General features: G+C 61.7%; 18 protein-coding genes. 16 read left to right on the top strand and 2 right to left on the bottom strand.

The genetic code is table 11. The features are described from left to right. Nucleotides 1–78: 78 nt before the first annotated feature. From pckA to C1N62_RS01045, 3 genes are all read left to right on the top strand, one after another. Nucleotides 79–1,698 carry a phosphoenolpyruvate carboxykinase (ATP) gene (pckA, locus tag C1N62_RS01055; RefSeq protein ID WP_137761898.1) on the top strand — a complete coding sequence of 540 codons (1,620 nt, stop codon included), beginning with the start codon at nt 79–81 and terminating at the stop codon, nt 1,696–1,698. A 99-nt stretch (nt 1,699–1,797) separates the two neighbouring features. Continuing rightward, the gene (locus C1N62_RS01050) at nt 1,798–2,040 is read left to right on the top strand and encodes a plasmid stabilization protein (protein ID WP_137761897.1); all 243 of its coding nucleotides are present in this window, start codon (nt 1,798–1,800) and stop codon (nt 2,038–2,040) included. Then, the gene (locus C1N62_RS01045) at nt 2,040–2,516 is read left to right on the top strand and encodes a type II toxin-antitoxin system VapC family toxin (RefSeq protein ID WP_137764867.1); all 477 of its coding nucleotides are present in this window, start codon (nt 2,040–2,042) and stop codon (nt 2,514–2,516) included. The genes C1N62_RS01050 and C1N62_RS01045 overlap by 1 nt, the downstream gene beginning before the upstream one ends. A 66-nt stretch (nt 2,517–2,582) precedes the next feature. On the opposite strand, the gene envZ is transcribed toward C1N62_RS01045, so the two are convergent. Together envZ and ompR are read right to left on the bottom strand one after the other, a co-directional pair. Next, nucleotides 2,583–3,986: a two-component system sensor histidine kinase EnvZ gene (envZ, locus tag C1N62_RS01040; RefSeq protein WP_137761896.1), complete on the bottom strand. Its 1,404-nt coding sequence runs from the start codon at nt 3,984–3,986 to the stop codon at nt 2,583–2,585. Then, complete coding sequence (gene ompR, locus C1N62_RS01035) at nt 3,983–4,702, bottom strand: two-component system response regulator OmpR (protein WP_009635740.1); 720 nt, start codon at nt 4,700–4,702, stop codon at nt 3,983–3,985. Before ompR ends, envZ begins: the two co-directional genes overlap by 4 nt. 404 nt (nt 4,703–5,106) lie before the next feature. Here ompR and greB point away from each other — a divergent pair, with 404 nt between their 5' ends. The 13 genes from greB (at nt 5,107) to C1N62_RS00970 (ending at nt 21,264) form a co-directional block, all read left to right on the top strand. Continuing rightward, nucleotides 5,107–5,619, top strand: coding sequence for a transcription elongation factor GreB (greB, locus tag C1N62_RS01030; RefSeq protein ID WP_240775796.1), 513 nt, complete (start codon nt 5,107–5,109; stop codon nt 5,617–5,619). Between the two features lie 122 nt (nt 5,620–5,741). Beyond that, nucleotides 5,742–8,066: a Tex family protein gene (locus C1N62_RS01025; protein WP_137764866.1), complete on the top strand. Its 2,325-nt coding sequence runs from the start codon at nt 5,742–5,744 to the stop codon at nt 8,064–8,066. 237 nt (nt 8,067–8,303) lie between these two features. Then, nucleotides 8,304–8,528 (top strand): ferrous iron transporter A, encoded by a 225-nt coding sequence (feoA, locus tag C1N62_RS01020; protein ID WP_137761894.1) that lies wholly within the window; start codon nt 8,304–8,306, stop codon nt 8,526–8,528. Between the two features lie 29 nt (nt 8,529–8,557). After that, the gene (feoB, locus tag C1N62_RS01015; protein WP_137761893.1) at nt 8,558–10,843 is read left to right on the top strand and encodes a Fe(2+) transporter permease subunit FeoB; all 2,286 of its coding nucleotides are present in this window, start codon (nt 8,558–8,560) and stop codon (nt 10,841–10,843) included. Beyond that, complete coding sequence (locus C1N62_RS01010) at nt 10,830–11,069, top strand: FeoC-like transcriptional regulator (RefSeq protein WP_137761892.1); 240 nt, start codon at nt 10,830–10,832, stop codon at nt 11,067–11,069. The genes feoB and C1N62_RS01010 overlap by 14 nt, the downstream gene beginning before the upstream one ends. A gap of 209 nt (nt 11,070–11,278) precedes the next feature. After that, nucleotides 11,279–12,958, top strand: coding sequence for an alpha-amylase family glycosyl hydrolase (locus C1N62_RS01005; RefSeq protein WP_137761891.1), 1,680 nt, complete (start codon nt 11,279–11,281; stop codon nt 12,956–12,958). A 24-nt stretch (nt 12,959–12,982) separates the two neighbouring features. Then, entirely contained in the window at nt 12,983–14,275 is a 1,293-nt protein-coding gene (locus tag C1N62_RS01000) for an ABC transporter substrate-binding protein (protein WP_137764865.1), read from the top strand. Nucleotides 14,276–14,391: 116 nt separating this feature from the next. Continuing rightward, nucleotides 14,392–15,210, top strand: coding sequence for a carbohydrate ABC transporter permease (locus C1N62_RS00995; RefSeq protein WP_240775795.1), 819 nt, complete (start codon nt 14,392–14,394; stop codon nt 15,208–15,210). Further along, the gene (locus C1N62_RS00990; RefSeq protein WP_137761889.1) at nt 15,197–16,042 is read left to right on the top strand and encodes a carbohydrate ABC transporter permease; all 846 of its coding nucleotides are present in this window, start codon (nt 15,197–15,199) and stop codon (nt 16,040–16,042) included. The genes C1N62_RS00995 and C1N62_RS00990 overlap by 14 nt, the downstream gene beginning before the upstream one ends. 28 nt (nt 16,043–16,070) lie before the next feature. Next, the gene (locus C1N62_RS00985; protein WP_137761888.1) at nt 16,071–17,123 is read left to right on the top strand and encodes a zinc-binding alcohol dehydrogenase; all 1,053 of its coding nucleotides are present in this window, start codon (nt 16,071–16,073) and stop codon (nt 17,121–17,123) included. Between the two features lie 27 nt (nt 17,124–17,150). Further along, nucleotides 17,151–17,942, top strand: a complete 792-nt coding sequence (locus C1N62_RS00980) for a sugar phosphate isomerase/epimerase (protein ID WP_137761887.1) — start codon at nt 17,151–17,153, stop codon at nt 17,940–17,942. A gap of 20 nt (nt 17,943–17,962) precedes the next feature. Beyond that, nucleotides 17,963–19,018: a Gfo/Idh/MocA family protein gene (locus C1N62_RS00975; protein WP_206057772.1), complete on the top strand. Its 1,056-nt coding sequence runs from the start codon at nt 17,963–17,965 to the stop codon at nt 19,016–19,018. After that, nucleotides 19,015–21,264, top strand: a complete 2,250-nt coding sequence (locus C1N62_RS00970) for a glycoside hydrolase family 65 protein (protein ID WP_137761885.1) — start codon at nt 19,015–19,017, stop codon at nt 21,262–21,264. Before C1N62_RS00975 ends, C1N62_RS00970 begins: the two co-directional genes overlap by 4 nt. Nucleotides 21,265–21,270: the final 6 nt, after the last annotated feature.

Here is a 21,270-nt window from a genome sequence, read left to right as displayed (position 1 = left end):
TTGAAGTCTATCGCGTTTAATACAGATCCTAACCCTACACACTGTGTTAGTAACGTATAGCAACTAAGGAGTAGTGAAATGCGTGATCACGGTATATCCCCCGATACCTTGGCCGCCTACGGCATCCATAATGTCAGCGAAATCGTCTATAACCCTGATTACGCACGCCTGTATCAGGAAGAGACGGCGCCAGGGCTGGAAGGCTACGAGCGCGGCATCGAGACCAGCCTGGGTGCCATCTCCGTTGACACCGGTATCTTCACCGGCCGCTCGCCGAAAGATAAGTACATCGTGCGTGATGACACCACGCGTGACACCGTTTGGTGGGCAGACGAAGGCAAAGGCAAGAATGATAATAAACCCCTGAGCCAGGAGACCTGGGATGCCCTGAAAGCCTGCGTCACTGAGCAGCTGTCAGGCAAACGTTTGTTTGTGGTGGACGCCTTCTGCGGCGCCAACCCGGATAGCCGTCTGAAGGTGCGTTTTATTACCGAAGTGGCCTGGCAGGCCCATTTCGTTAAAAACATGTTCATACGTCCGACGGATGAGGAACTCACTGATTTTACGCCTGACTTTATCGTCATGAACGGCGCCCGCTGCACCAATCCGAACTGGCGCGAGCAGGGGCTGAACTCCGAGAACTTTGTTGCCTTCAACCTGACGGAAAATATCCAGCTGATTGGCGGGAGCTGGTACGGCGGCGAGATGAAGAAGGGCATGTTCTCGGTGATGAACTACCTGTTGCCGCTGAAAAATATCGCCTCCATGCACTGCTCCGCCAACGTTGGCGAACAGGGCGACGTGGCGGTCTTCTTTGGCCTTTCAGGCACCGGCAAAACCACCCTCTCTACCGATCCGAAACGCCAGCTGATTGGCGACGACGAGCACGGCTGGGATGATGACGGCGTCTTCAACTTTGAGGGCGGCTGCTACGCCAAAACCATTAAGCTCTCTGAAGAGGCCGAGCCGGAGATCTACCACGCCATCCGCCGCGACGCGCTGCTGGAGAACGTGGTGGTGCGCGAGGATGGCTCCATCGATTTCGATGATGCCTCCAAAACCGAGAACACCCGCGTCTCCTACCCGATCTACCACATCGACAACATCGTCAAGCCGGTTTCGAAAGCGGGCCATGCCACCAAGGTGATCTTCCTGACCGCGGATGCCTTCGGCGTGCTGCCGCCGGTATCGCGCCTGACGGCCGACCAGACCCAGTACCACTTCCTCTCTGGCTTCACCGCCAAGCTGGCCGGTACTGAGCGCGGCGTGACCGAGCCGACGCCTACCTTCTCCGCCTGTTTCGGCGCAGCCTTCCTGAGCCTGCACCCGACCCAGTACGCGGAAGTGCTGGTGAAACGGATGCAGGCCGCGGGTGCCCAGGCCTACCTGGTGAACACCGGCTGGAATGGCACCGGCAAGCGCATCTCCCTGAAGCACACCCGCGCCATCATCAACGCCATCCTCAGCGGCGAGATCGACCAGCAGGAGACCTTCACGCTGCCGATCTTCAACCTGGCGGTGCCGGTGTCAGTGCCGGGCGTGGATGAGCAGCTGCTCGACCCGCGCAACACCTATGCGGATGCGGCACAGTGGCAGGCAAAAGCGCAGGATCTGGCGCGTCAGTTCATCGACAACTTTGACAAGTACACGGACACCCCGGCAGGTGCGGCGCTGGTCAGCGCTGGCCCGTCACTCTGACGTCCCCCCAGGCGCGCCCCGCGCGCCTGATTTTCACGCTGGTAGCCGCCACGGCTGCCAGCCGTGATCCAGATATCCCCAATTAAATAAGTCTCTCTTATGGCTACTCTGACAATCCGCAACCTTGATGATGAAGTAAAAGAGCTGCTGCGTCTGGCGGCGGCCCGCAATGGCCACTCGATGGAGGAGGAGGTACGCTCCATCCTGCGGCAGGCGATGCTGGGCGGCACGCCAAACTATGGCCTTGCGAGCCGCATCCACCAGCGTTTCGCCGCCCTGAGCGAAGGCGACCTGCGCGCACCTGTGCGTGACCAGCTACCCCGGCAGTGGGAGATTGAGTGATGATTGTGCTGGATACCGCCATTGTCATGGAGTTGATCCGGCCGGAACCGCACCGCCAGGTGATGCAGTGGCTGGATATGCAGGACGCCAACCAGTTGGCGCTGACGGCGGTGACGGTCACCGAGCTGTTCAGCGCCGTGCAGGCGCTGCCCGACCCGCAACGCCAGCGCCGGGTGCAGGAGGCGCTGCTGGCGCTATTGAATGAGGAGTTCGCCGAACGGCTGCTGCCCTTTGATGCCCACTGCGCCCTGCGCGCCGCCGCGCTTCAGGCGGATCACCGGCGGCAGGGCGTCAGCCTGGATCAGGCCACGCTCTATACCGCCGCCATCTGCCTGCACCATCAGGCGCAACTGGCCACCCGCCAGCCGCTGGATTTTGCGCACTGCGGGCTGGTGACCGTCAACCCGTGGGGCGAACAGGGGAAACCGCGCTTCCATGAGGAGGCGGCCGAGTACTTTGTGATGAGCCGGAAATAGCGGATGTAAGTCGCCCGTCAAGGCAGGCGAAGCGCGCCGGTTCCGCGTCAGGGCGGAACCGGGCGTTCAGGAACGGGAGGCTGGCGGCGGGATGCCGTCAGTGGCTTTTGGCGGGGTGCCATTGCCGTTGCCGCTCTCCTTGCCTTTGAGCGTGGGCAGCGGCAGGTAGGCGCGGATGCGCAGGCCGCCGCGCTCGCTGCTGCCGATGTCCAGCACACCGGCATGGGCGTCAATGATGCGCTGCACAATCGCCAGCCCCAGCCCGGTGCCGCTGGTGCTGCGGGCGCTGTCGCCACGCACGAACGGCTGGAACAGGTGCTTGAGTTGGTCAGGCCGGATGCCGGGGCCGTCATCCTCCACCTGGAACCAGGCGCGCTGCAACTCATGGCCGCTGCTGACCTTGATCCAGCCGTTGCCGTAGCGGGCGGCGTTGATCACCATATTGACCGCGGCGCGCTTGATGGAGAGCGGATGCACATCCACCAGCAGTTCCGCCGGTGCCAGATCACTCTCAATCACACGCTCATAGCCACTTTCAGCGGCGATCACCTCACCGAGAATGGTGTTCAGGTCGCTTAGCTCGGTCTGCATCTCCTGCCCGGTGCGCAGGTAGTCGATGAACTGCTCAATAATGGCGTTGCACTCTTCAATGTCCTTGTTGATCGACTCTGCCAGATAGCCATCCTCATCGCCCATCATCTCTGTCGCCAGCCGGATGCGCGTCAGCGGGGTACGCAAGTCATGGCTGACCCCGGCCATCAGCAGGGTACGGTCATCCGCCAACTGCTTCACGCCAGCCGCCATCTGGTTAAAGGCGCGCGTCACCGAGCGCACCTCCGAGGCACCATACTCGCGCAGCGGCGGGGGAATGATTCCCTTGCCGACCTGCAACGCCGCGTGCTCCAGCTCCACCAGCGGCCGGTTCTGCATACGGATGAACAGCCAGGCACCGCCAATCGCCAGCAGCATAATCGCCAGCGTATAGCGGAACAGCGGCGAGAAGTCCCCCTGATGGATCTCCGTCAGCGGCACTCGCACCCAGATATCGGGCGAGAGCCAGGTCTTGAGCCAGACTACCGGGGTATTCTTGTTCATCTCGACGCGCACGTCTGTCGGGCCACCCAGCTGCTGTGCCATCTGCTGGCTCAGGAACTGGTAGTGCTGCGCCCAACGCAGGCCGCTCTCCTGAGCGGCGGCGTTGGTGTAGAGCGAAATGCCCAGTTCACGATAGATCTCGCGGCGGAATGCTGGCGGCACCTCTAACAAGGTGCCGTCCTCCAGTTGCAGCCGGTCGGTCATCAGCATACGCACTTCGTATGCCAGCACCTTGTTGAACTGCTGCAAACTGGGCAGGATGGCGAAATTCAGGACGACCAGATAGGTCGTCACCAAGCTGACGAACAGCAGGGTGACGATTAATAGCAGGGTTCGGGCAAAGGAGCTACGCGGTGAAAAGCGCAATCGCCTCATGCTTTACTGCCGTCCGGGACGAAGACGTAGCCCAGACCCCATACGGTCTGGATATAGCGCGGATGGGCCGGATCCTCTTCCACCATGCGGCGCAGGCGGGAGATCTGGACGTCAATCGAGCGCTCCATGGCGCTGTATTCGCGGCCACGGGCCAGGTTCATCAGCTTGTCACGGGAGAGCGGCTCACGCGGGTGGCTGACCAGCGCCTTCAGTACCGCGAACTCCCCGCTGGTGAGCGGCATCGGCTCATCTTCACGGAACATCTCACGCGTGCCGAGGTTCAGCTTGAACTTGCCGAAGGAGATCACTGCCTCTTCCTGAGAAGGCGCGCCCGGCAGCTCGTTGGCCTGACGGCGCAGTACCGCGCGGATACGCGCCAGCAGCTCACGCGGGTTGAAGGGTTTCGGGATGTAGTCATCCGCGCCAATCTCGAGGCCGACGATCCGATCCACCTCTTCGCCCTTGGCCGTCACCATGATGATCGGCATCGGGTTGCTCTGGCTACGCAGACGGCGGCAGATGGAGAGGCCATCTTCACCCGGCAGCATCAGATCCAGCACCATCAGGTGGAAGGATTCACGCGTCAGCAGGCGGTCCATCTGTTCGGCGTTGGCCACACTGCGAACCTGGAAGCCCTGCTCCGTCAGGTAACGTTCCAGCAGCGCGCGTAAACGCATGTCATCATCCACCACCAGAATCTTATGATTCTCTTGCATGTCTTAACTCCCAAAGGCTGTGTGCCTGAACCCGGCGGGCATCAATTAACCCAGATAACATTTCATGTGAATGGCAGGTTTCAGCCTGACCAACTTATGTTTTCAATACGGTTGTATTGTTAAGAATCAACGCCCGCTCAGACAGTGTTTTATGGTATATATTCTAGACGAAATTGTTACAAAGATTATTGTTTTCCTCACTTATCAACACTTTTGCCTGCCCCCTCGCACTGCCGTTTCACGCAAACCCAAAGGGACGAGTGATAAGCTCCCGCCTTTATACCCTGTAATGCAAGCAGATTTTAACGGGTTTATGGCCGCCATGACAGCCGGCGAAAGCCGTGACAATGGCCGCCGCCAGACGTTATAAAGAGCCGATGAGCCAAAACGAGAGCACTCCCCAGATGAAGAGCGACCTGATTACCCGCGAAGGGTACAACAAGCTGAAGCGTGAGCTGGACTATCTGTGGCGCGAGCGTCGGCCAGAGATCACCGAAAAGGTCGCGTGGGCCGCCAGCCTCGGTGACCGCAGCGAGAACGCCGACTACAAGTACAACAAGCAGCTGCTGCGTGAAATTGACCGGCGGGTGCGCTTCCTGCGCAAGCGGCTGGAGGCGGTGCGGGTGATTGACTACTCGCCGCAGCAGGATGGCCGGGTGTTCTTCGGCGCCTGGGTGGAAGTGGAGAATGAGGAGGGCGAGGTGAAACGCTTTCGCATTGTCGGCCCGGATGAGATCTACGGCCGTAAGGATTACGTCTCCATCGACGCACCGATGGCGCGCGCACTGATCAAAAAGGAGGTGGATGATGAGGTGAATGTCCCCACCCCGCTCGGCGTCAAAGTGTGGTGCGTCAACCGCATCGACTACCTGCCCGACGAGCCGGAGAGCGATGCCACGCCCGGTAACCTCGGCTAACACGGTAAATGTTCCGAAACCGCCCCACCCCGCCGCAGAATGCCGCGCACGGCTGGCATTTTGGCGGCGCACTCCGTATAACAGTGCCCTGATTGACTAACGCCACACGATAGATACTCATGATGAATAATTCCCTGAGCCGCATTATTGCAACTGAATTGCAGGCCAGACCGGAGCAAGTTGACTCCGCTATCCGCCTGTTGGATGAAGGAAACACCGTGCCGTTTGTCGCACGATACCGTAAGGAAGCGACCGGCGGTCTGGACGATACACAACTGCGCCAGCTGGAGAGCCGCCTGGGGTATCTGCGTGAGCTGGAAGATCGCCGCCAGAGCATCCTGAAGTCTGTTGAGGAGCAGGGCAAACTCACCGGCGAGCTGGCGGCCGCCATCAACGGCACGATGAGCAAAACCGAACTGGAAGATCTCTACCTGCCGTACAAACCCAAGCGCCGCACGCGCGGACAGATCGCGCTGGAGGCCGGGCTGGCCCCGCTGGCAGAGCGCCTGTGGCAAGATGCGCAGCAGGTGCCGGAAGAGGCCGCCGCCGCCTTCGTCGATGCCGACAAGGGCGTGGCGGATGTGAAAGCGGCGCTCGACGGCGCGCGCTATATCCTGATGGAGCGCTTCGCGGAGGACGCCGCCCTGCTCGGCAAGGTGCGTGACTACCTGTGGAAGAACGCCCATCTGGTCTCCCGCGTGGCGGAGGGCAAACAGGAGGAGGGCGCGAAATTCCGCGACTACTTCGATCACCATGAGCCGATTGCCCAGGTGCCTTCCCACCGTGCGCTGGCGATGTTCCGTGGCCGCAATGAAGGGGTGCTGCAACTCTCACTGAATGCCGACCCGCACAGCGAGGAGCCGCCGCGTGAGAGCTATGCCGAGCAGATCATCATCGATCACCTTGGCCTGCGCCTGAACAACGCCCCGGCCGACGGCTGGCGGCGGGCGGTGGTCAACTGGACCTGGCGCATCAAAGTGCTGCTGCACCTCGAAACCGAGCTGATGGGCAGCGTGCGCGAGCGCGCGGAAGAGGAGGCGATCAACGTCTTCGCCCGCAACCTGCACGATCTGCTGATGGCCGCCCCGGCTGGCCCGCGCGCCACCATGGGCCTCGATCCGGGCCTGCGCACCGGCGTCAAGGTGGCGGTCGTCGATGCCACCGGCAAACTGGTGGCAACCGACACCGTCTACCCGCATACCGGCCAGACCGCGCGTGCTGCCGCGGCGGTCGCGGCGCTGTGCGTGAAGCACCGGGTGGATCTGGTCGCCATCGGCAACGGCACGGCCTCGCGTGAAACCGAGCGCTTCTTCCTCGACCTGCAAAAGCAGTACCCGGAAGTGACGGCGCAGAAGGTGATCGTCAGCGAGGCGGGTGCCTCGGTCTACTCGGCCTCCGAGCTGGCGGCCCAGGAGTTCCCGGATCTGGATGTGTCGCTGCGCGGCGCCGTCTCCATCGCCCGCCGCTTGCAAGACCCGCTGGCGGAGCTGGTGAAAATCGACCCGAAATCGATCGGCGTTGGCCAGTACCAGCATGATGTCAGCCAGACCCAACTGGCGAAAAAGCTGGACGCGGTGGTAGAGGATTGCGTGAACGGCGTTGGCGTTGACCTGAACACCGCCTCGGTGCCGCTGCTGACCCGCGTCGCCGGTTTGACGCGGGTGATGGCGCAGAACATCGTCAACTGGCGTGATGAGCATGGCCGCTTCAACAACCGCGCCCAACTGCTGAAGGTAAGCCGCCTCGGCCCGAAAGCCTTTGAGCAGTGCGCTGGCTTCCTGCGCATCAACCACGGCGACAACCCGCTGGATGCCTCCACCGTTCACCCGGAGACCTACCCGGTGGTTGAACGCATTCTCGCCGCCACCGAGCAGTCGTTGCAGGCGCTGATGGGCAACCCGACCACGCTGCGCACGCTGAAAGCGGTGGACTTCATCGACGACCGTTTCGGCGTGCCCACCGTCAGCGACATCCTGAAGGAGCTGGAGAAGCCGGGTCGCGATCCGCGTCCGGAGTTCAAAACCGCCACCTTCGCCGAGGGCGTGGAGACGATGAATGATCTGACGCCGGGCATGATCCTGGAAGGCTCGGTCACCAACGTCACCAACTTTGGCGCGTTCGTGGACATTGGCGTCCATCAGGATGGTCTGGTGCACATCTCCTCGCTGGCGAATAAGTTCGTCGAGGATCCGCATAGCGTGGTGAAGGCTGGCGACATCGTCAAGGTGAAGGTGCTGGAGGTCGATTTGCCGCGCAAACGCATCGCCCTGACCATGCGTCTGGACGAGCAGCCGGGTGAAACTGCCGCCCGCCGTGGCGGTGGCAATGCCGCCAACGGGGCACCGGCGCGCCAGCCCGCGCGCGGTGCCAAACCCCGTGCCAGCCAACCCGCAGCCAACAGTGCCATGGGCGACGCCCTGGCCGCGGCATTCGGCAAAAAACGCTGATTGCCTACCTACGCCCGGCAGCCACCCTGCCGGGCGTAGGCCCCTCTCTCCTTCCTGCGATCCCCCTCCCAGCCCTGCGCGATTGCCTGCCTAAAAACTGACGGTTTTTTGATCTGGATTAGGGAGCGGCCACCCCGTTCTGGTGTTTTATTGCACGCGAGAACAATTCTTACTTTCGTTTATCCTACTCCCGCCCCCGTTGGCCGCCGCGCCACCCGGCGGAAAATTGAGGTACTTATGCCCCTACTTCCACAGCACAACTACCGGGTCACGGGTTTTGCCCCGCAGATCCCCCCCGCTTACCGGCAGAAACTGCTGGCGCTCGGCATCCTGCCCGGTTCGCACTTTAGTGTGGTGCGCGTCGCGCCATTGGGCGACCCGATCCAGATTGAGACTCGCCACGTCAACCTGATGCTGCGCCGCCGCGATCTGGCTGGCCTGCTGCTTGAGGCCTGCGCCTGATCCCTCTACCCGGATAGCACACCACTGCCATGAAAACCCTGACCATCGGCCTGCTCGGCAACCCGAACGCCGGCAAAACCACCCTGTTCAACCAGCTTACCGGCGCGCGCCAACGGGTCGGCAACTGGGCTGGCGTCACCGTAGAGCGCAAGGAGGGGCGGTTCCTCACGGCCCGCCATGCCGTCACGCTGGTTGATCTGCCCGGCACCTACTCCCTGACAACGCTGTCGGAACAGGCATCACTGGATGAGCAGATCGCCTGCCGCACGGTACTGAGCGGTGAGCTGGATCTGCTGATCAACGTGGTGGACGCCGCCAATCTGGAGCGCAATCTCTACCTCACCCTGCAACTGCGTGAGTTGGGCGTGCCCTGCATCGTGGCGCTCAATATGCTGGATATTGCCCAACACCAAGGGATTGAGATTGACCCGGCGGCGCTGGCGGCGCGGCTCGGCTGCCCGGTGGTGCCGCTGGTCTCCACCCGCGCGCGTGGTGTGGCGGAGCTGAAACAGCAAATCGACCAGTTGCCGATGCGCTGTGCGCCCTTCCGGGTGGACTACCCGCCCGCGCTGTCGGCGGCGGCCGTGGCGCTGGCGGCCGCGTTGCCGCACGGCCAGCCCCTTAGCCAGCGTCACTGGCTGGCGCTCCAGATGCTGGAGGGGGACATTTTTTGTCTGGCCGCCGCCGGTACCGCCGCGGCTGCCTTGCCGGAGAGTTGCCACCAACTGGAGGAGGATCCGGCGCTGCTGATTGCCGATGCGCGCTACCGCTGCATCGCCGAGCTGTGCCAGGCGGTGGGCAACAGCCAGCACGCCGCGCCCGACAGCCTGACGCAACGGCTGGATCGTCTGCTGCTCCACCGCCTGCTGGGGATCCCGCTCTTTTTGCTGGTGATGTACCTGATGTTCCTGCTGGCGATTAACCTGGGCGGCGCGCTGCAACCGCTGTTTGACCTCGGCTCGGTGGCGCTGTTTATCCACGGCGTGCAGTGGCTGGGCATGACGCTCGGCCTGCCGGAGTGGCTGACGCTGTTTCTGGCTCAGGGGATCGGCGGCGGCATCAATACCGTGCTGCCGCTGGTGCCGCAGATTGGGCTGATGTACCTGTTTCTGGCCTTTCTGGAGGACTCCGGCTACATGGCGCGCGCCGCCTTTGTGATGGATCGGCTGATGCAGTCGCTCGGCCTGCCGGGGAAATCCTTCGTGCCGCTGATTGTCGGCTTCGGCTGCAATGTGCCTGCCATTATGGGCACCCGCACGCTGGACACGCCGCGCGAACGGCTGATCACCATCATGATGGCACCCTTCATCTCCTGCGGCGCACGGCTGGCGATCTTTGCCGTCTTCTCCGCCGCCTTCTTTGGCCGACATGGCGCGCTGCTGGTCTTCTCCCTCTACCTGCTGGGCATTGCCGTCGCCATCCTGACCGGGCTGCTGCTGCGCCACACCCTGATGCGTGGCGACGCCTCCCCCTTTGTGATGGAGCTGCCGGTCTACCATGTGCCGCACCTGAAGAGCCTGTTGCTCCAAAGCTGGCAGCGGCTGAAGGGCTTTGTGCTGCGCGCGGGACGGGTGATTGTGCTCGCCAGCCTGCTGATTGGCGCGCTGAACAGCTTCACTTTGCGCGGCCAGCCAGCGGACTCCCTCAACGTCTCGGCGCTGGCGACGGTCAGCCAGGTCGCGACGCCGCTGCTGGCACCGATGGGCGTGCAGCCAGACAACTGGCAAGCAGCGGTGGGACTGGTGACCGGCGCGCTGGCGAAGGAGGTGGTGGTCGGCACACTCAATACGCTCTACACCGCCGAAACGTTGCAGGAGGCACCCTTTGATCCGGCTGCCTTCTCCCTGCAAGAGGAGCTGGCACAGGCACTGGCGGAGACCTGGCAGAGCGTGCGCCAGACCTTCAGCCTTGGGGTTCTCGCCAACCCGATTGGCGCCAGCATGGGCGATGGCGAGATGAAAGTGGGGGCAATGAGCACAATGGGCGAGAAATTTGGCAGCCTGGCTTCCGCTTACAGCTACCTGATCTTTGTGCTGCTCTACCTGCCGTGTGTCTCGGTGATGGGAGCGATCGCCCGTGAGAGTAGCCTCGGCTGGATGGCGTTTGCCGTGGGCTGGGGGCTGAATATTGCCTACTCGCTGGCGACGCTGTTCTACCAGATGGCGACCTTCAGCGCGCACCCGGTTGCCTCCCTCTGGCGGATTGCGTTGGTGCTGTTGGTGAACGCCCTGCTGTTTGCTGGCCTGCGCCGCCTGCGCTACCAGCCGCGTTACCAGCCAACTGCCCTGCGGAGTGCCAGCCATGACGCTGATTGAGCTATACCACACCCTCTGCCTGCATGGCACGATGTCACAGGCCGAGCTGCTACGCTTGAGCCGGTTATCGCCGCCGACACTGGCCGCCCTGCTCGGACAACTGGAGAGGATGGGGAAAATTGAGCAGCTGGCAGCCGACTGTGGTACCGGCGGCTGCCAGCGCTGTGATATCTCTGCTGGCTGTGCGCCGCGCTATTATCGCGCTCACTCTGCCAGCAAAACATAATTAATATAAATAGAGATACAATTAGTTATTCATTTAATTGAAGCCTCAATTTCTCAAATTTCGCAATTAAATTTGACGTCCCTCACAAATAAATCAACAAATCCTCGGCAACGGCTTTCGATTAATCCCCGGTCAGGGAGGGCCGTTGACTTGGTTTATAGCGCGGCGTAGCCTTTTTCGTGGGAGCGCTCCCATAAAAAAGGTGCAACATGGAAAATATAAACTCTCTCCTTAACGCTATTTATCAAGACACACTGACACAGCAGGACGCCGCTGAATTAACCGACCTGATCTTATCCGCCAAAGCGGTGATTCGTCAGGCGCGCAAAGCGCATTGGGATGAACAGGACGTGGTATTAATTACCTATGCCGATCAGTTCAGCGAAATCGGCCAGCCGATGCTGAAAACCTTCACCCATTTCTATAACCGCTGGTTGAAAAACACCTTCTCGCTGGTTCACCTGCTGCCCTTCTACCCCTACTCCTCGGACGATGGGTTCTCGGTCATTGATTATCATCAGGTGAACCCGGTAGCGGGTGATTGGCAGCATATCGGCGAGCTGAACCAGAGCACCCGCCTGATGTTCGACTACGTCTGCAACCATATCTCTGCCCAGAGCGCTTGGTTCCAGGGCTACCTTGCCCAGCAGCCGGAGTTCGACAACCACTTCATTGAGATGGATCCGGCGACCGACCTGCATCAGGTGACCCGGCCGCGCACCAGCCCACTGCTGACGCCCTTCACGCTGGCGAATGGCGAGACGCGCCATATCTGGACTACCTTCAGCGCCGACCAGATCGACCTGAACTTCGCCAATCCGGCCGTGCTCAAACGGATGGTCAACGTGCTGCTCAGCTACCTGGCGCGCGGGGCCGAGTATGTCCGCCTCGATGCGGTGGGCTACATGTGGAAAGAGCCGGGCACCTCCTGCATCCACCTGGAGAAGACGCACCAGCTGGTCAAGCTGTTCCGCGCCATTGCTGACGTTGTGGCACCGGGCACCGTGCTGATTACCGAAACCAACGTGCCGCACCGCGACAACATCAGTTACTTTGGCAATGGCCAGGATGAGGCGCAGATGGTGTACCAGTTCCCGCTGCCGCCGCTGGTGCTTCACGCCATCCACTGCGGTGAGGCCACCACGTTGAGCCGTTGGGCCGCGGCCCTCGACATCCCGGCGCCGCACTGCACCTTCTTCAACTTCCTCTCCTCCCACGATGGCATCGGCCTCAACCCGTTGCGCGGCCTGTTGCCAGAAGATCAGATCCTGGCGCTGGCTCAGGCGATGGAACGGGAGGGCGCGCGCGTCTCCTACAAAAACAACCCGGATGGCAGCGCCAGCCCCTATGAGATCAACGTCACTTACCTGGATGCATTGAACCACCAGAAGGATAGTGATGCGCTGCGGGTACGCCGCTTCATGCTGGCCCATGCCATCCTGCTCGCCTTCCCCGGCGTGCCAGCCATTTACATCCAGAGCCTGCTTGGCTCGCGCAATGACAATGAGGGCGTGGAGCGCACTGGCCATAACCGCGCTATCAACCGCCAGAAATATGCGCTTGATGAGATTGAGCCACAAATTTCCGGCGGCAACCCGCTGCGTAGCCAAATATTTTCTGGCCTGCGCCGCCTGATTGCGCTGCGCAAGAAATTAGCCGCCTTCCACCCTGATGCCGCTATGCAGGTGGTGGAATTACACCCTGCGTTATTGGCTTTCCGTCGTGGTGAAGAAAATAACGGCGACCTGCTGTGTTTGTTTAACGTCAGTAACAAGGCAGTTAAGGTTTCGTTGCCGGAAAATAACCTCACCGATGTTATTAGCGGTGAAATATTCTCCTCCAGCCAAAACTTCACCGTGCCGCCCTACGGTTATTACTGGCTCAAGTAATATCACCCAGCAAAGGAAATCATGATGAATAATAAAAACAGTCTGCTTATTTCAGCCTTGCTCTGCTCGCTGGCTTTAACCGGTTGCAAAGAGGATAAACCGGATTCAGTGACCATTGAATTTATGCACTCCTCCGTTGAGCAGGAGCGCCAGGCGGTGATCAACGAGTTGATCGCCCGTTTCGAGGAGCAGAACCCCAACATCGACGTCAAGCCAGTGCCGGTGGAAGAGGATGCCTACAACACCAAGGTCATCACCCTGGCGCGTAGCGGCGCCCTACCGGCGGTGATTGAGACCAGCCATGACTACGCCAAGGTCATGGACAAGGAGCAGTTGATTGACCGTGAGGCCGTCAATGCGGTGATCAGCGGCATCGGCCCGGACAACTTCTACCCCGGCGTACTGCGCATCGTGAAGACCGAGGATGGCACCAGCGCCACCGGTGTGCCAATCAGCGGCTGGATCCAGGGCATCTGGTATCGCAAACAGGCGTTGGCTGACGCTGGCTTTAGCGAGCCGACCAACTGGCAGCAACTGCTGACCGTCAGCACCGCCTTTACCAAGCCCGAGTTGAAAAAGTATGGCATCGGCCTGCCGACGGCGGAGAGCGTGCTGACTGAACAGGCCTTCTCGCAGTTCGCCCTCTCCAACGGGGCCAACGTGTTTGATGCCGAGGGCAATATCACCATCGATACCCCGGCCATGAGCGAGGCGCTCAGCTTCTACAAGACGCTGGCAAAAACCACCCTGCCCGGCTCCAACGACATCATGGAGGTGAAAGACGCCTTTATGAACGGCACTGTGCCGATGGCCGTCTACTCCACCTACATCCTGCCAGCGATCTACAGCGAGGGCTATGCCCAGGACATCGGCTTTGCCGTGCCGAATGAAAAATCGCAGGCGGTCTACGGCACCGTCACCGCCCTCACCATCTCCGCCGGGCTGAAAGAGCCACAGCGTGATGCAGCGAAGAAATTCATCAGCTTTATGGAGCAGTCCGACAACGCTACCCGCTGGGTGCTGATGTCACCGGGCGCCGCCCTGCCGCTGACCAAGCTGGTGACTGACAACAGTGAGTGGCAGAACAACCCGGTGGTGAAAGCCTTCGGCCCGCTCTCTCTGGAGCTGGTGCACCAGTACGCCAACGTGCAGGTGTTTGGCTCGGTCGGTGAGAAGAACTTCACCCGCATGGGCGATATCTCTGGCTCCGCTGCGCTGAGCGAGATGGTGAACGCCGTGACCGTCGGTAACAAGGATGTGGCCGCCACGCTGGCCGATACGCAGGCGCGCATTACCAGCCTGATTCAGAAACGCTGAGTGAACAACGAATGAAGAGTGCTTCCCAAACCCTTCCCCTGCCGGCAAAACGTGCAGGGCTGGGGAAACGTTTAAAAACGGATACGGCCTTCGCGTGGTATCTGCTGGCGCCGAGCATGATCTTGCTCGGCCTGCTGGTGGTCTACCCGATGGTAGCAAACCTGCAACTGAGCTTCCTGAAGTTGCCGCTCAACCCGCTGCTGGAGGATCGCTTTGTCGGTATCGACAACTACCTGAGCATCCTGAGTGACCCGGAGTTCTACCACTCACTGTGGGTCACCTTCTGGTACACCGCGCTGGTGGTGCTGGGCAGCACCGGGCTGGGGCTGGCCGTGGCGCTGTTCTTCAACCGGGAGTTCCGCTTCCGCAAGACGGCGCGCTCGCTGGTGATCCTCTCCTACGTGACGCCCTCCATCTCGCTGGTGTTCGCCTGGAAATATATGTTCAACAGCGGTTACGGCATCGTCAACTGGGTGGGTGGCGACATCCTGCACCTGTTTGATCGGGCGCCGCTCTGGTTCGACAACCCGCAGAGCAGCTTTGCGCTGGTGGTGCTGTTCGCTGTCTGGCGCTACTTCCCCTATGCCTTTATCTCGTTTTTGGCCATCTTGCAGACCATCGACAAGTCGCTGTATGAGGCGGCAGAGATGGACGGTGCCAACCTGTGGCAGAAGTTCCGCATGATCACCCTGCCGGCCATCATGCCCGTGCTGGCAACGGTCGTGATCCTGCGCGCCATCTGGATGTTCTACATGTTCGCCGACGTCTACCTGCTGACCAACAAGGTCAACATCCTGGGCGTGTACCTCTACAAAACCGCCTTTGCGCTGAATGACCTGGGTAAAGCGGCGGCGCTCTCGGTGGTGCTGTTCGCCATCATCTTCATTGTGATCCTCCTGGCGAGAAAACGGGTGACTCCAAATGGCAACAAATAAACGCAGGCTGCTGCGCAGCACTGGCTTCTATCTGGCGCTGGTCGCCTTTCTGGCGGTGGTGCTGTTCCCCTTCTTTATCATGCTGATGACCTCGTTCAAAAGCACCAAGGAGGCGATCTCACTGCACCCAACGCTGTTGCCGACCTCCTGGACCTGGCAGCACTATGCGGACATCTTTAACCCGACGATCTTCCCGTTCGTCTCTTACTTCAAAAACAGCCTGAGCGTGTCGCTGCTCTCCTCCGGCATTGCGGTGCTGCTGGGGATTCTGGGGGCTTACGCCCTGTCGCGCCTGCGCTTCCGTGGCCGTATCACCATCAATACCAGCTTCTACACCGTCTATATGTTCTCCGGCATTTTGCTGGTGGTGCCGCTGTTCAAAATCATCTCGGCGCTGGGGCTGTATGACACCCTCACCGCGCTGGTGATCACCATGGTGGTGCAGACCCTGCCGACCGCCATTTTCATGCTGAAGAGCTACTTCGACACCATTCCAAAGGACATCGAGGAAGCCGCGATGATGGATGTCCTCAACCGCCTGCAAATCATCTTCTACATCACCGTGCCGCTGGCGATCTCCGGGATCATTTCGGTGTTCGTCTACTGCTTCATGGTGGCGTGGAATGACTACCTGTTCGCCTCAATCTTCCTGTCCGACGCCGGCCACTTCACCCTGCCGGTCGGCCTGAACGCGCTGTTCAGCACGCCGGACTACATCTGGGGCCGCATGATGGCCGCCTCGCTGGTCACGGCGCTGCCGGTGGTCGCGATGTATGCCCTGTCGGAAAAATTCATCAAAGGCAATTTAACGGAGGGTGGCGTCAAAGGCTGACGCTGCCAGAACCTTAAGAGGAGTAATCATGAAGAAGTTAGTCGCCGTCGCCCCGCGTGTTGCGGAACTGGTGGAGTATCAGGATCGCCCGTTGCAGGCCCATGAAGTCCGTATCCGTGTGCAGTTTGGCGCGCCAAAACATGGCACCGAAGTGGTCGATTTCCGTGGCGTCAGCCCGTTTATCGACGAGGCATTTTCGCCGGAGTGGAACATGTTCATGCCACGCGGTGAAAACGAGCCACGCGGCATTGAGTTCGGCAACTTCACCCTCGGCAACATGGTGGTGGGCGTGGTGGAAGAGCGCGGCGCGCAGGTCACCCAGTACCAAGTGGGCGATCGCGTCTGCACCTACGGCCCGTTGCAGGAGACGGTGATCGCCAATGGCGTGGACAACTACAAACTGCGCCACATGCCGGAAGGCGCGGCCTGGCAGAACGCCGTCTGCTATGACCCGGCACAGTTCGCCATGAGCGGCGTGCGTGACGGCAATGTGCGCGTCGGTGACGTGGTGGTGGTGATTGGCCTCGGTGCCATCGGCCAGATCGCCGTGCAGTTGGCGAAAGGCGCGGGCGCGGCGCTGGTGATTGGCGTCGATCCGCTGTCACACCGCGGCGAAATCGCCTGCAAACATGGCGCAGACGTCGCCCTGGACCCGACCACCTGCGATTTGGGACTGGAGATCAAACGCCTGACCGACAAGCGCGGCGCGGACGTGATCATCGAAACCAGCGGCAATGCGCAGGCGCTGCAAGCCTCGCTGCGCGGCCTGGCCTACGGCGGCACCATCTCCTACGTGGCGTTCGCCAAGCCCTTCCCGGAAGGCTTCAATCTGGGCCGCGAGGCGCACTTCAACAACGCGCGCATTGTCTTCTCCCGCGCGTGCAGCGAACCCAACCCGGACTACCCGCGCTGGAACCGCAAACGCATTGAAGACAGCTGCTGGCAGCTGCTGATGAACGGCTACCTCGACTGCCGTGACCTGATTGACCCGGTTGTCTCCTTCCGCGAGAGCGCCGAGAGCTACATGCGCTTCGTCGATCAGCACCCGGAACTGAGCATCAAAATGGGCGTCACCTTCTGATAAATGGAATTCACAGGACATTCTGCAATGAAAATCGGTACACAGAATCAGGCTTTCTTCCCGGAAAACATTCTGGAGAAGTTCAAGTTCGTCAAGGCGATGGGCTTTGATGGCTTTGAGATTGACGGCAAATTGCTGGTGAATAACCTCGCCGAGGTCAAGGCGGCCATCGCCGAGACTGGCCTGCCGGTCATCACCGCCTGTGGCGGCTACGACGGCTGGATTGGTGACTTCATCGAAGAGCGCCGTCTCAACGGCCTGAAGCAGATTGGCGACATCCTGCGCGCGCTGGCAGACGTGGGCGGCAAGGGCATCATCGTGCCGGCCGCTTGGGGCATGTTCACCTACCGCCTGCCGCCGATGACCTCACCGCGCAGCACCGCTGGCGATCGTCTGGCCGTCAGCAGCTCGCTGAAAGTGTTGGATCAGGTGGCTGCCGAAACCGGCACCACGGTTTTCCTGGAGCCGCTGAACCGCTATCAGGATCACATGATCAACCTGCTGGCTGACGCCCGTGGCTATATCGAAGAGAACCAGCTCCAGCACACCAAAATCATCGGTGACTTCTACCACATGAGCATCGAAGAGGATGACATCAGCGCCGCGCTGCACCAGCACCGCGATCTGCTGGGCCATGTGCACATCGCGGACAACCACCGCTACCAGCCGGGCAGCGGTTCGCTGGACTTTGCCCGCCACTTCAACCAGCTCAAGGCCGATGGCTATGACGGCTATGTGGTCTATGAGTGCCGCGTGCGGGCGGCCGATCCGGCCAAAGCCTATCAGGATTCCCTCGACTATCTGCGCGCCTTGCGCTAATCGGCAGGAAAAACATGCAGTTGAGTGCTCATTCTTCGCGACCCTTGCGGGTCGCGATTATTGGCGCGGGTCAGGTGGCGGAGAAGGTGCACGCCGCCTACTACGCCACCCGCCGCGATGTGACGCTGGTGGCTGTCGTGGATACGGACGCGCAGCGCGCCGCCGACTTCGCCACCCGCAATAACATTCCACACAGCTACACCGATGCCGGTGAGATGTACCGTCTGGCGATGCCGGATGCGGTCAGCATCTGCTCCCCCAACCGTTTCCACTGCGAACAGGTGTTGCAGGCGCTGCAACATGGCTGCCATGTGATGTGCGAGAAGCCGCCTGCCATGCTGCCCCATGAGGCGCTGGCGATGGCCGAGGCCGCCGAGCGCGTGGATCGGGTGCTGGCCTATGATTTCCACCACCGTTTCGCCGACGACTGCCGACTGCTGCGGCAGAAGGTGGCAGAGGGGATGCTGGGCGAGGTCTACGTCACCCATGCGCGCGCACTGCGCCGCTGCGGCGTGCCGGGCTGGGGCGTCTTTATTGACAAGGCGCAGCAGGGTGGCGGGCCGCTGATCGACATCGGCATCCATATGCTGGACGCCGCCATGTACGTGCTGGGCTTCCCGCGCGTCACGCGGGTCAGCGCGCACCAGTTCTGCAAAATCGGCAACCGCAAAAGCAACGGCCTGTTCGGCAGTTGGCAGCCAGAGAAGTACACCGTGGAGGACGCGCTGTTCGCCACCCTCGAGCTGGAGCAGGGCGGCATCCTGCGGCTGGACACCTCGTTTGCGCTGAACATCCCGGAAGAGTCGGTGATGAACGTGCAGTTCTGCGGCGCAGACGCTGGCGCGACGCTGTTCCCGGCCCACATCTACACCGACGAGGGCGGCAAATTGCTGACGCTCTACCAACGTCAGGAAGCGGACAGCCTGCGGCACCACAAGAGCATGAAAGCCTTTGTGGATCGCGCGCTTGGGCTGGGCGGTGAGGGGCTGGCCGATGGCCGGCAGGGCTACGCCATCCAGCAACTGGTGGCAGCCATCTATCAGGCGGCCGAGCGGGGCGAGAGCGTAACCCTATGAAACAGCATCCACTCCCCTCCCCGCACGCCCTTTTGCGTGAGCCGGGTTTTGATCTGCACCACCTGAACAAGTACGCCAGCCTGATGACCTGTGGCAACGGCTATCTGGGCATTCGTGGCGCGCATGAGGAGGCGTATACCGAGCAGGTGCGCGGCATGTATGTGGCCGGTTTTTACCACCGCGCCGCGCCGCAGGAGATCGCCGAGTTGGTCAACCTGCCGGACATCACCGGCTGCAAAATCCAGATTGGCCGCACCCCTTTCTCACTGCTGGCCGGCACCCTGCTCTCCTACCAGCGTGAGTTCGACACCGAGCTGGGCGAAATCCGCCGCGAGTTGGTGTGGCAGTCACCGGAGGGCGGCCGTTTCCGGCTGCAAAGCGCCCGTTTTGTCGCGCGCCAACCGCATCAACTGGTGGCCGCTACCCTGACCCTCACCGCGCTGGATCAGCCGGCCGACCTGCTGCTCGCCACCGGCATTGACGCGACCCAGACCAACAGCGGCCGCCAGCATCTGCTGGAGGAGAGTGTGCGGGTGCTAGATCAGCGCTATTTGCAGGGCTGCTACCGCACGCCGGAGCAGGACATGACAGCGATCCTCACCAGCCTCTGTCAGCTCTCCACCGACGCGGTGATCAGTTACGCCGCCAAAAACCGCCAGTTGACCCAGCAGTTCCGCACCACCCTGCCCGTGGGCGTGCCGGTAACGCTGGAGAAGATCAGTTGGGTCGATGTCTGCCTGCCGGGCGACGCCGAGCCAACTGACTGGCAGCCACACTGTCTGGCCCGGTTGGCCGAACAGGCGGCCAAGGGCTACGACGCGCTGCGCGCCGACAGCCTGGCGCAGTGGCAGGCGTGGTGGCGACAGGCGCGGGTTGAGGTCGAGAGCGACGACGCCTTCGACCAGCTGGCGCTGGATGTCTCGGCTTACCATCTGGCGGCCATGACCCCCAGCCACGACGAGCGGTGCAGCGTCGCCGCCAAGGGGCTGACCGGCGAGGGCTACAAGGGCCACGTCTTCTGGGATACCGACATCTTCATCCTGCCCTACCACCTGCTGACCCAGCCGGAGACGGCGCGCTCACTGCTGCGCTACCGCTACCACCGGCTGCCGCAGGCGGAGCAGAAAGCTGCCCAGTGCGGTTATCGCGGCGCGCTGTTCCCGTGGGAGAGCGCCTTTACCGGTGAGGAGGAGACGCCGCCGTTCGGCCTGATCAACATCCGCACTGGCCAGCGCCAGCCGGTGGCCTCCGCGCTGGCGGAGCACCATCTGGTGGCGGACATCGCCTACGCGACCGTGGGGTATCTGCACGCCACCGGCGACGAGGCGTTCCGCCAGCATGAGGCACAAGCGCTGCTGAAGGCGTGTGCCCAGTTCTGGATCAGCCGCGCCACCGAAGTCAACGGGCAGTGGGAGCTGCATGACGTCATCGGGCCGGATGAGTACACCGAGCACGTCAACAACAACGCCTACACCAACTATCTGGCGCACTACACGGTGGATCAGGCGCTGCGCGCCCTGCCCGAGACCCCGGAGCATGTGGCGTTCCGCGCACAGGCGCAGGACTTCCTCGCACGCTGCCTGCTGCCGCAGCCGGATGGGCAGGGTGTCATCGCGCAGGATGACAGCTTCATGGCCAAGCCGACCATCGACCTGACGCGCTACCAAGCGGTGGCGGGCACCCAGGCCATCATGCTCGACTACTCGCGCGCCGAGGTGAACGAGATGCAGGTGCTGAAGCAGGCCGACCTGATCATGCTGTTCTTCCTGCTGCCGTCGCTGTTCAGCCATGAGGTGCAGCGCGCCAACCTCGACTACTACCTGCCGCGCACCATCCATGACTCCTCGCTGAGCAAGGCGATCCACGCGATTGTGGCCTGCCGCACCGGCCGGGCTGACCTCGCCTGGCCGCTCTACCGGCAGGCGATGGAGATTGACCTCGGCCCGGATCCGCATAGCTGTGACGACGGCATCCACGCCGCTGCCATCAGCGCCATCTGGCTGGGGGCAATCATGGGCTTCGCCGGGTTGGAGTATCAGGAGGGGGAGCTGGCGCTGGCGCCACGCCTGCCGCCGCACTGGCGCGGGTTGCGCTTCCCGCTCTGCTGGCGCGGCCAGCGGCTGCATATCCACCTCAGCCGTCAGGCGCTGCACATTGACGTGGCGGGCGACGCGCCTGTCGCCATCCGGGTGCAGGGCGTACTGCACCACGTCACGCGTGAGCTGACGCTGCCGCTTGAACAATAAGGAAAA

It is taken from the genome of Nissabacter sp. SGAir0207 (assembly GCF_005491205.1).
Classification (GTDB): Bacteria; Pseudomonadota; Gammaproteobacteria; order Enterobacterales; family Enterobacteriaceae; genus Chimaeribacter.
Note: the sequence above shows the minus strand (reverse complement) of the source record. Positions and strands in the feature narration are given on the sequence as shown.

What these genes read in the sequence shown, in the direction of transcription:
- pckA (WP_137761898.1), top strand. Translation starts at nt 79, where the DNA reads ATGCGTGATCACGGTATATCCCCCGATACCTTGGCCGCCTACGGCATC.
- C1N62_RS01010 (WP_137761892.1), top strand. Translation starts at nt 10,830, where the DNA reads ATGACGCTGATTGAGCTATACCACACCCTCTGCCTGCATGGCACGATG.
- C1N62_RS01025 (WP_137764866.1), top strand. Translation starts at nt 5,742, where the DNA reads ATGAATAATTCCCTGAGCCGCATTATTGCAACTGAATTGCAGGCCAGA.
- C1N62_RS01050 (WP_137761897.1), top strand. Translation starts at nt 1,798, where the DNA reads ATGGCTACTCTGACAATCCGCAACCTTGATGATGAAGTAAAAGAGCTG.
- C1N62_RS01005 (WP_137761891.1), top strand. Translation starts at nt 11,279, where the DNA reads ATGGAAAATATAAACTCTCTCCTTAACGCTATTTATCAAGACACACTG.
- C1N62_RS01045 (WP_137764867.1), top strand. Translation starts at nt 2,040, where the DNA reads ATGATTGTGCTGGATACCGCCATTGTCATGGAGTTGATCCGGCCGGAA.
- C1N62_RS00995 (WP_240775795.1), top strand. Translation starts at nt 14,392, where the DNA reads ATGATCTTGCTCGGCCTGCTGGTGGTCTACCCGATGGTAGCAAACCTG.
- C1N62_RS00980 (WP_137761887.1), top strand. Translation starts at nt 17,151, where the DNA reads ATGAAAATCGGTACACAGAATCAGGCTTTCTTCCCGGAAAACATTCTG.
- C1N62_RS00990 (WP_137761889.1), top strand. Translation starts at nt 15,197, where the DNA reads ATGGCAACAAATAAACGCAGGCTGCTGCGCAGCACTGGCTTCTATCTG.
- feoB (WP_137761893.1), top strand. Translation starts at nt 8,558, where the DNA reads ATGAAAACCCTGACCATCGGCCTGCTCGGCAACCCGAACGCCGGCAAA.
- greB (WP_240775796.1), top strand. Translation starts at nt 5,107, where the DNA reads ATGAAGAGCGACCTGATTACCCGCGAAGGGTACAACAAGCTGAAGCGT.
- C1N62_RS00985 (WP_137761888.1), top strand. Translation starts at nt 16,071, where the DNA reads ATGAAGAAGTTAGTCGCCGTCGCCCCGCGTGTTGCGGAACTGGTGGAG.
- feoA (WP_137761894.1), top strand. Translation starts at nt 8,304, where the DNA reads ATGCCCCTACTTCCACAGCACAACTACCGGGTCACGGGTTTTGCCCCG.
- C1N62_RS00970 (WP_137761885.1), top strand. Translation starts at nt 19,015, where the DNA reads ATGAAACAGCATCCACTCCCCTCCCCGCACGCCCTTTTGCGTGAGCCG.
- envZ (WP_137761896.1), bottom strand. Translation starts at nt 3,986, where the DNA reads ATGAGGCGATTGCGCTTTTCACCGCGTAGCTCCTTTGCCCGAACCCTG.
- C1N62_RS01000 (WP_137764865.1), top strand. Translation starts at nt 12,983, where the DNA reads ATGAATAATAAAAACAGTCTGCTTATTTCAGCCTTGCTCTGCTCGCTG.
- ompR (WP_009635740.1), bottom strand. Translation starts at nt 4,702, where the DNA reads ATGCAAGAGAATCATAAGATTCTGGTGGTGGATGATGACATGCGTTTA.